An 8,588-nucleotide genomic window follows, 5' to 3' on the forward strand; every position below is an offset into this window, starting at 1 on the left:
AGGTGGAGGGGAGAGCGGGGAGGGAATGGATGATCGCCATGAGAAGTCAGCTCTTTCGCGCGAGAGGTTCGTCGAGGGGACGTACGTCGAGTCGCGCAGGCCGGAGGCCGAGGGTGTTTCGGCTTTAGAGGGCCGGCGCGTTCATCGCGCGACAACACACCCGGTCGAAGTCATGGTGCTGACGGGAAGGCCAGAAGGGCTCAAGGTCATGGCGACCCGTCGCTCCGCACTTCTGGTAGTTGCCCATGCGCCCATTGAAGCAGACACACGCCCGCAACAGGACCCTCCTCTCACAGCTTGGACGCTTCCTTGGCGTGAAGCCGACGCCCGGCTCCTCAGCCCACCAGCCGCTTGTGCCAGCTCAGCGGTACGACGTCGATCGCCTTGTCCGGATCGCCGTCCCAGCCGGCGGACAGCCCGGCTCCGCGCAGCGCGGCCAGCACCTCGTGCCCGACGGCCGCGGTGGTCCCGGCCGAGCCGTCGAACCCGCCGTAGTGCAGCGCGAGGCCGTGTCCCTCGGCGGCGTGCTCGGTGACCTGCTCGTGGAAGAAGACGAAACCGCGGGCGTCCTCCCGCTCGGCGCCTATCTCCGCGAGGCCGCAGCCCCGGCAGCAGGCGAAGTTCTCCCGGGCCGTGATGCCGCTCGCGTCCAGCGCCTCGAAGGCGCGGGTGAGCCGGTCCGGGTCGGTGACGCCCTCCCAGTCCGCCTGCTCGGCCACGCGCTCCACCCACAACCGGTCCACCAGCCGTGCCGCCTGGGCGCGTGACACCGGCCGCTCGTCGCCGTCGGCCAGCCACTCCTCGGCGATCTCGGTCAGCACCTTCCGGTCGTCGTAGCCGCAGCGCAGCCGGACCCGGACCCGCTCCTCGACCTTCTCCCGCACCTCGTCCGGCAGCTCGGGCACCTCCTCCTGAGGACCCAGGTCGACCGGCTCCCACGCGACGCCCGCGTCCCACCCGGCCGTCTGCCGTGCCCAGCCGGTCAGGAGATCCGCCACCCGGTCCGCGCCGTCCAGGTTCGTACCGTAGAACTCGTCCCCGCTCAGCCGGTGTTCGAGCCGGTGGTCTCCGCCCTCCTCGTGCCACACCTGCGCGAACACGTCCGGGAGGTCCGGTATCCGCTGCACGACCAGGAAACGGTCGCCGGCGCCGCCGATCCGCGCCACCAGCTCCCGCAGCCGTAGCGCCGAAATGCGGCTGTGCGCCTGCCCGTTCTCCGTCTCGGCCTTGATGGCGAGACCCCCGTCGATCTTCATGTCCCCACGATGGCACGCGTCACTGACAACGCGAAGGGGCGCCCACCACGACGGTGGACGCCCCTTCGCGGAAGCGGGTGGGGATCAGACCTGTCCGGCCTTCTCCAGGGCGGCGCAGCAGGTGTCGACGATCAGCCGGGTCACCAGGTACGGGTCGACGTTGGCGTTCGGACGGCGGTCCTCGATGTAGCCCTTGCCGTCCTTCTCGACCTGCCACGGGATACGGACCGAGGCGCCGCGGTTGGAGACGCCGTAGGAGTACTCGTTCCACGGGGCGGTCTCGTGCAGGCCCGTCAGACGGTCGTCGATGCCGGCGCCGTAGTGCTTGACGTGGTCGAGGGGCTTGGAGCCCTCGCCGAGGGACTCGCACGCGGTGATGATCGCGTCGTAGCCCTCGCGCATCGCCTTGGTGGAGAAGTTGGTGTGCGCGCCGGCGCCGTTCCAGTCGCCCTTGACCGGCTTGGGGTCGAGGGTCGCGGAGATGCCGAAGTCCTCGGCGGTGCGGTAGAGCAGCCAGCGGGCGATCCACAGGTGGTCGGAGACCTCCAGCGGGGAGACCGGGCCGACCTGGAACTCCCACTGGCCGGGCATGACCTCGGCGTTGATGCCGGAGATCGCGAGACCGGCCTTCAGGCAGTTCTCCAGGTGGGCCTCGACGATCTCGCGGCCGAAGATCTCGTCGGCGCCGACACCGCAGTAGTAGCCGCCCTGGGGGGCCGGGAAGCCGCCCTCGGGGAAGCCGAGCGGACGGGCGCCGTCGAAGAAGGTGTACTCCTGCTCGATGCCGAAGATCGGCTCCTGCGCGGCGTACTTCTCGGAGACCTCGACGAGCGCGGCACGCGTGTTGGACTCGTGCGGCGTCATGTCGATCTCAAGGACCTCGCACATGACGAGGATGTCGTCGCCGCCGCGGATCGGGTCCGGGAAGCTGGCGACCGGCTTGAGCACGCGGTCCGAGGAGTGCCCCTCGGCCTGGTTCGTGGACGACCCGTCGAAGCCCCAGATCGGGAGCTCCGCACCCTTGGCGTCGTCGGCCAGAATCTTCGTCTTGGAACGGAGCTTGGCCGTCGGCTGGGTGCCGTCGATCCAGATGTACTCAGCCTTGAAGGTCACGGGCCACATCCTTCGGGGTGGGTCATTCGTCGCACTTGCGGGTGCTGCGGCGCAGCGGCACTGGAGCGCCGCGATTCATGCCGGGCAGCCTGTCAACATGCGATTTCCCGATCATTGCCCGAGTGTGAACCCCGTGTTACCTGGTGGCGCTGTGTCGCGGTTCACGTGCGCTGCGCACGGCGCGCCGGGGGACCGCTGTGAACCCGCTGTTCGCAGTCGCAGACGGGGGCCGCCGTACGGCTCGTATGCGATGGGGTTAGCTCTCGGCGGCGGCCTCGCGGACCCCGGTCAGGAAGCCGCGGATCGCCGTCAACTCCCGGTCGTCGTAGCCCTGGAGCAGTTCTACGGCGCTCCCGATGAGCGGACCGAAGAAGTCCTGCCCGAGTGCGACCGCCCGCTGGTCCACTTCGACGACGACCTTGCGCCGGTCCCCCTCACTCCGCACCCGCCGCACATGCCCGGCCCGTTCCAGCCGGTCGACCAGGGCGGTGGTCCCCGCCGAGTTGAGCCCGAGCGCGCCGCCGAGCCGCCCGGCCGTCATCTCCTCGCCGGCCCGGGCCGCGTCCATGAGGGCGATCAGGGCGCGTACGTCCGTGGGGTGCATGCCGTTCTGGTTCGCGAACCGGGCGCTGTGCAGGCCGAGTTCGACCGCGACAGCCCGCAGAAGATGCACGATCTCCATCTCCATCTCCATCTCCGGCCCCGGATCCGGTCCCTGGTTCGGCACGCCTGCCTCCGGCTATCATCTCGCTCACCGAGTATCTCGTTCACCGAGATAATAAGGGAGGTGGCTGACCATGGGAACACGGAGTACGTACGACCCCGGCCGCTTCGGGTCCGCCTACGACAAGGTCATGGCGAAGTGGCCCGAGGACCGGGAGGCGGTGACCGTCCCGACGCCCTTCGGGGAGACCTACGTGAATGTGTGCGGGCCCGCCGACGGCCGTCCGCTCGTGCTGCTGCCGGGCGGCGGGGGAGCGACCTCGGCGTCCTGGTACGCCCAGGCCGCCCAACTCGCCGCCACTCACCGAGTCCACGCCGTCGACCTGATCGGCGCCCCGGGCCGCAGCGTTCCGGTGGTCGGCCGGCGGCCGCGCACGGTGGCCGATCTGACGGCCTGGCTGGACGCGGTGCTCGACGGGCTGGGGGCGTCGGTCGTGGACCTCGGCGGTCATTCCTACGGCGGCTGGATCGCGCTGCACTACGCACTGCGCGCGCCCGCCCGCGTACGCCGTCTGTTCCTCCTCGACCCGACCCAGTGCTTCGCCGGGTTCGAGACGGCGTACCTGCTGCACGCACTGCCGATGCTGCTACGGCCCACTCCGCGCCGCGTCCGCGCGTTCCTGGAGTGGGAGACCGGGGGAGTGCCGCTGGACCCCGACTGGCTCCGTCTCCAGGAGGCGGGCGCGGGGTTCCCGTCCGCGAGACCGGTGACCGGTCCCCGCCCGGCGCCCGAGGCGCTGCGCGGGCTGAACGCGTCGGTCCTGCTGCTTCTGGCCGGAAGCAGCAGGACCTGTGACACGTACCTGGTGGCGGCCCGGGCGGGCGGTCTGCTGCCGCGCGTCGAGACGGACATCCTCCCGGACGTCTCTCATCACGCGCTGCCGCATGCCGCGCCGGAGCGACTGGGCCGTCACCTCACCGGTTTTCTCGGACCTTGAGCGTCACCCCACCTTCTGGATCAGAGCGCGGCGGATGAGGAACTTGCCGGGCTCACGGACCTGTTCGAACGCGGCGTTGTTCAGCAGGACACAGCTGCCGGAGACCGACGTCACCTTCACCGTCGTGGACTTGTTGTTGTCCAGGTTGGTGACCTTCAGCGTCGTACCGGCCGGGAACTGGTTGCTCGACGCGGCGGGCGCACCCGCCTCGCCGGAGAGCGTGACGGTCGAGCCGTTGCACACCTGGCTGCCCGCGGCGGCGTTGCCGCCACCCGTGCTGCCCGCCGCCGGCGGGGTCGCGGCCGGGGTGGTGGCGGTGGAACCCGCGGGCGCCGACTGCGCCGGCTGTGCGACCTGGGAGTCCTGAGCCGACTCCCCAACCGCACAACCCGACGCCTTCTGCTGCACCTTGATCTGCGCGATGACCGCCTCGCGGTTGGCGATCCGCGCGCTCGACTGGGCGTCGGGCGCGGCGCGTTGACCGTCGATGAACTTCTGGTTGTTGCCGAGCGCGGTGGCGAGCCCCTGGCAGACCGTCGAGTTCGCGGCGGACAGCGTCTTGGCGTTCTGCGCCGTCGACTGCGACGCGTTCGACGTGGTGGCCAGCGCGAAGGCCCCGCCGCCCGCGACCGCCGCGGCGGTGACCAGCAGCGCCAGCTTCTTCTTCGTACTGGCAGTTCTCCTGCGCGACATGCGCGTCTCCTGTGGGGTAGGGGAGCGTACGCCGCTATGTACGGGATACCGAACGATGTAACTCAGCGGACACACGAGTCGCATAAGTGACGTGCGTCACAAGGGGATTGAGGCTCAGCGCACCCGATCCCGGTCGGCAACTGCGTGCGCAACTCCCGTGTGACGGCGACGAACCGGTCGACCACCCGGAGCGCCGGGTCGTCGGGCTTCTCCGAACGCCCGCGCCCCAGCTGGTCGTAGAACACGACGGACCGGGCCCGCCGTGCGGCACCAGCGGCGGCGGACGCGACCCGCCGCCGCCGACATTCACCCCACATGACCTACTCGGAGGCCGACCCCGAATCCGGCCCCGGCTGCCGCGACAGCGCGTCCCGTACGGCCTCGTCGCTGCGGGCGACCACCGCCGTACCGTCCTCCGCGGTGATGATCGGCCGCTGGATCAGCTTCGGATGCGCGGCGAGCGCCGCCACCCACCGCTCCCGCGAACTCGCGTCCCGCGCCCACGACTTGAGACCCAGCTCCTTGGCCGCGGCCTCCTGGGTGCGCGTGATGTCCCACGGTTCGAGCCCGAGCCGCTCCAGTACGTCCCTGATCTCGTCCTCGCTCGGCACGTCCTCCAGATAGCGGCGGACGGTGTACTCGGCCCCTTCGGCATCGAGCAGACTCACGGCACTGCGGCACTTGGAACAGGCCGGGTTGATCCAGATCTCCATGGCGTTCACGTTAGGCGAGACCCGCCCCGTCCGGCCGGGTGAGCGGCTTGGTGGCGCGGACGAGGGCGGAGTGCATGCCGTCGGCGACGGGGTGGGTGGGCGTGATCCCGACATCCGTGAACCCGGCCGCTTCGAGACCCTCCCGGTACTCCGTGAAGGACAGGGCCCCGGCGATGCAGCCGACGTAGTCACCGCGTTCGGCGCGCTGTCCGGGGGTGAGGGTGTCGTCGGCCACGACGTCCGAGACGCCCAGACGCCCGCCGGGCTTCAGGACGCGGAAGGTCTCGGCGAAGACGGCCGGCTTGTCGACGGACAGGTTGATCACACAGTTGGAGATCACGACATCGACGGTGTCCGCCGGGAGGGGGATCGCCTCGATGGTGCCCTTGAGGAACTCGACGTTGGTCGCACCCGCCTTCTCGGCGTTGGCCACGGCGAGCCGGAGCATCTCGTCGGTCATGTCGAGCCCGTACGCCCGGCCGGTGGGGCCCACGCGGCGCGCGGAGAGCAGGACGTCGATGCCGCCGCCGGAGCCGAGGTCGAGGACGCGGTCGCCCTCCCGGAGTTCGGCGACGGCGGTGGGGTTGCCGCAGCCGAGGGAGGCGGCCACGGCCTCGGCGGGCAGGGTGCCGCGTTCGTCGGCGGTGTAGAGGGCGGAACCGAAGGTGTCGTCGTCGAAGGTGTCGTCGGTCCCGCCCGGCTGCGGCCCGCAACAGCCGGTGCCGCCCTCGGTGACCTGGACGGCTGCGGCGGCGTAGCGACGGCGGACGACTTCGCGCAGGTCGGTGGAGTGCTCGCTCATGTCTGCCTCCATGTATGCCTCTTGTATTGATGTTCTTCGATGCAACGTTGCGCCTTGAATCGAAGAATGTCAACATAGAAGAATGTCGAAACAAGAGCTTCAGGTGATCGGTCAGGACGGGGACCCGGCCGGTTCCTGCTGCGGCGGGCTGGCGTCCGCACCGCTGGACGACGCGTGTGCGACGGAACTGGCCAGGATGTTCAAGGCCCTCGGGGACCCGGTCCGCCTACGGCTCATGTCGATGATCGCCTCGCGCGGTCAGGGCGGCGAGGTGTGCGTGTGCGAGCTGACGCCCGCCTTCGACCTGGCCCAGCCGACGATCTCCCACCACCTCAAACTCCTGCGCCAGGCCGGTCTGATCGACTGCGAGCGTCGCGGCACGTGGGTGTACTACTGGGTGCTTCCCGACGTCCTGGACCGACTCGCCGGATTCCTGGTCACCCCGCGGACCGTCGTGGCGCCGGCGTGAGCATCCCCCTCGGCCGCCGCGCCGCCGCGGAGGCGCTCGGGACCGGACTGCTGGTCGCCGTCGTGGTCGGCTCCGGCATCCAGGCCACCGAGCTGACGCACGACGTCGGCCTGCGACTGCTGGCCAACTCCCTCGCCACCGTCCTCGGCCTGGGCGCGCTGATCACCCTGCTCAGGCCGGTCTCCGGCGCGCACTTCAACCCGGCCGTCACTCTGGCGGCCTGGCTCACGGGCCGTCGTACCGGCACCGGACCGTCGCTGCGCGATGTCGCCGTGTACGTTCCCGCGCAGGTGGCCGGGGCGATCGGCGGCGCGGTCGTGGCCGACGCCATGTTCGCGAAGCCGCTGCTGAAGTTCTCCACCCACGACCGGTTCGCCGGACACCTGTGGCTGGGCGAGGTCGTCGCCACGGCCGGGCTGATCCTCCTCGTCCTCGGACTGGAACGCACCGGCCGCCCCCACCTGGCCCCGGCAGCCGTCGCCTCCTACATCGGCGCGGCCTACTGGTTCACGTCCTCGACCTCGTTCGCGAACCCCGCGGTGACCGTCGGCCGCGCCTTCTCCGACACCTTCTCCGGGATCGCCCCCACGTCCGTCCTCCCGTTCATCGCGGCCCAACTGGCGGGCGCGGCCCTCGGATTGACCGCCGCGACGCTCCTCTACGGCCGCCCCGCACCGGTCGGTGACACGGCCCCGGTCCCGCAACTCGCCTCTTCCTGACCGCCCTCCGCAGACAAGGACTCTCCCCGTGCCCTCGACCGCCCCGCGCCCGTCCGTCCTGTTCGTCTGCGTCCACAATGCCGGCCGCTCACAGATGGCCGCCGCCTTCCTCACACACCTCGCGGGCCCGCGCGTCGAGGTCCGTTCCGCCGGATCCGCCCCCGCCGACCAGGTGAACCCCGCGGTCGTCGAGGCGATGGCCGAGGTCGGTATCGACATCGCGGCCGAGACCCCCAAGATCCTCACCACCGAGGCCGTCCAGACATCCGACGTGGTGATCACCATGGGGTGCGGTGACACCTGCCCGGTCTTCCCCGGCAAGACCTATCTCGACTGGCGGCTCGACGACCCCGCCGGGCAGGGCGTCGAAGCCGTACGGCCGATCCGGGACGCGATCGAGCGCCGCGTCCGGGGGCTGATCGCGGACGTACTACAGGCCTGAGGGCCACTCTGTTCGAATTTGATGCCGCCTCACGCATACCTCCCGGAGCTTGCGTGACACGACGGTAATATCCTTTCCCACCTGGGGATTTGATGGGCGTTCCGGGTTCGCCGGATGTCAGTGGCGGGCAGTAAACTGGGAGCAGTGTTCGAGGGTGTCGCCGGGCGGTCCGGACGGCGCCCTGACCGCGACAGGAGGATGTCCGTGCCCGCTGCCGCACTGAAGCCGAAGCCGTTGCCGACCCAGTCCACCGCGAAGCGTTCCGTCCAGCTCGACCTGCCCTACGTGCCCGTGGAGAAGCGCCCGCTGCCGCCCGGACGCCCGAGGGACTGGTACGTCATGCACAACCGCCGCCTCAAGGCGATGCGGCTGGCCATCGCCCTGCTCGACTCGGGCGTGTACGTCCCGAACCAGGCCCGCAACGAGACGATCCGCAGCACGGCCGAACTGATCGGCGTCCACGCGCCGTCCGACACGACGTGTCACATGGTGCGGGCGCTGATGCGGTACTCGCGCTGAGGGGTGGCGCCGGGTGCCGTGTGTCTTTTCGGCGCCCGGCGCTGGTGCGAGGGTCCCTGGGGGCTGCCGCCCCCAGACCCCCGCTTCGGCCTGAACGGCCTCGTCCTCAAGCGCCGGACGGGCTGGATGATGCCGGCCGGTGCCCAAAACGCCGGACGGCTGATGGTTCCGGCCCCCGATATCGGCACCCCTACTCCAACA

At 70.4% G+C, this 8,588-nt stretch carries 11 protein-coding genes; 5 read left to right on the plus strand and 6 right to left on the minus strand.

From position 1 onward, the window contains the following. Positions 1 to 335: 335 nt before the first annotated feature. From AC31A1_RS40850 to AC31A1_RS40860, 3 genes are all read right to left on the minus strand, one after another. Entirely contained in the window at positions 336 to 1,256 is a 921-nt protein-coding gene (locus AC31A1_RS40850; RefSeq protein WP_489658147.1) for a DUF6891 domain-containing protein, read from the minus strand. A gap of 84 nt (positions 1,257 to 1,340) precedes the next feature. Next, on the minus strand, positions 1,341 to 2,369 hold the full coding sequence (gene glnII / locus AC31A1_RS40855; protein ID WP_033284207.1) for a glutamine synthetase: 1,029 nt from the start codon (positions 2,367 to 2,369) through the stop codon (positions 1,341 to 1,343). A 256-nt stretch (positions 2,370 to 2,625) separates the two neighbouring features. Then, positions 2,626 to 3,063: a MarR family winged helix-turn-helix transcriptional regulator gene (locus AC31A1_RS40860; RefSeq protein WP_489658156.1), complete on the minus strand. Its 438-nt coding sequence runs from the start codon at positions 3,061 to 3,063 to the stop codon at positions 2,626 to 2,628. Between the two features lie 103 nt (positions 3,064 to 3,166). On the opposite strand from AC31A1_RS40860, the gene AC31A1_RS40865 reads away from it, so the two are divergent. Next, the gene (locus tag AC31A1_RS40865; protein ID WP_489658148.1) at positions 3,167 to 4,030 is read left to right on the plus strand and encodes an alpha/beta fold hydrolase; all 864 of its coding nucleotides are present in this window, start codon (positions 3,167 to 3,169) and stop codon (positions 4,028 to 4,030) included. A gap of 3 nt (positions 4,031 to 4,033) precedes the next feature. Here the strand turns inward: AC31A1_RS40865 and AC31A1_RS40870 are convergent, their stop codons facing one another. From AC31A1_RS40870 to arsM, 3 genes are all read right to left on the minus strand, one after another. Beyond that, a complete protein-coding gene (locus AC31A1_RS40870; protein ID WP_489658149.1) occupies positions 4,034 to 4,723 on the minus strand; it encodes a hypothetical protein in 690 nt (229 codons plus the stop codon). Positions 4,724 to 5,043: 320 nt separating this feature from the next. Next, positions 5,044 to 5,436 carry an arsenate reductase family protein gene (locus AC31A1_RS40875; RefSeq protein WP_489658150.1) on the minus strand — a complete coding sequence of 131 codons (393 nt, stop codon included), beginning with the start codon at positions 5,434 to 5,436 and terminating at the stop codon, positions 5,044 to 5,046. A 10-nt stretch (positions 5,437 to 5,446) separates the two neighbouring features. Then, on the minus strand, positions 5,447 to 6,238 hold the full coding sequence (gene arsM / locus AC31A1_RS40880) for an arsenite methyltransferase (protein ID WP_489658151.1): 792 nt from the start codon (positions 6,236 to 6,238) through the stop codon (positions 5,447 to 5,449). Positions 6,239 to 6,320: 82 nt separating this feature from the next. On the opposite strand from arsM, the gene AC31A1_RS40885 reads away from it, so the two are divergent. The 4 genes from AC31A1_RS40885 to AC31A1_RS40900 all read left to right on the plus strand — a co-directional run bounded on the left by AC31A1_RS40885 (position 6,321) and on the right by AC31A1_RS40900 (position 8,387). Beyond that, complete coding sequence (locus tag AC31A1_RS40885) at positions 6,321 to 6,707, plus strand: ArsR/SmtB family transcription factor (RefSeq protein ID WP_489658152.1); 387 nt, start codon at positions 6,321 to 6,323, stop codon at positions 6,705 to 6,707. Next, positions 6,704 to 7,426 (plus strand): aquaporin, encoded by a 723-nt coding sequence (locus AC31A1_RS40890; protein ID WP_489658153.1) that lies wholly within the window; start codon positions 6,704 to 6,706, stop codon positions 7,424 to 7,426. The genes AC31A1_RS40885 and AC31A1_RS40890 overlap by 4 nt, the downstream gene beginning before the upstream one ends. Positions 7,427 to 7,454: 28 nt before the next feature. After that, on the plus strand, positions 7,455 to 7,868 hold the full coding sequence (locus tag AC31A1_RS40895) for an arsenate reductase ArsC (RefSeq protein WP_489658154.1): 414 nt from the start codon (positions 7,455 to 7,457) through the stop codon (positions 7,866 to 7,868). A gap of 204 nt (positions 7,869 to 8,072) precedes the next feature. Next, complete coding sequence (locus tag AC31A1_RS40900; protein WP_489658155.1) at positions 8,073 to 8,387, plus strand: hypothetical protein; 315 nt, start codon at positions 8,073 to 8,075, stop codon at positions 8,385 to 8,387. Positions 8,388 to 8,588: the final 201 nt, after the last annotated feature.

It is taken from the genome of Streptomyces sp. P5F9 (assembly GCF_057961495.1).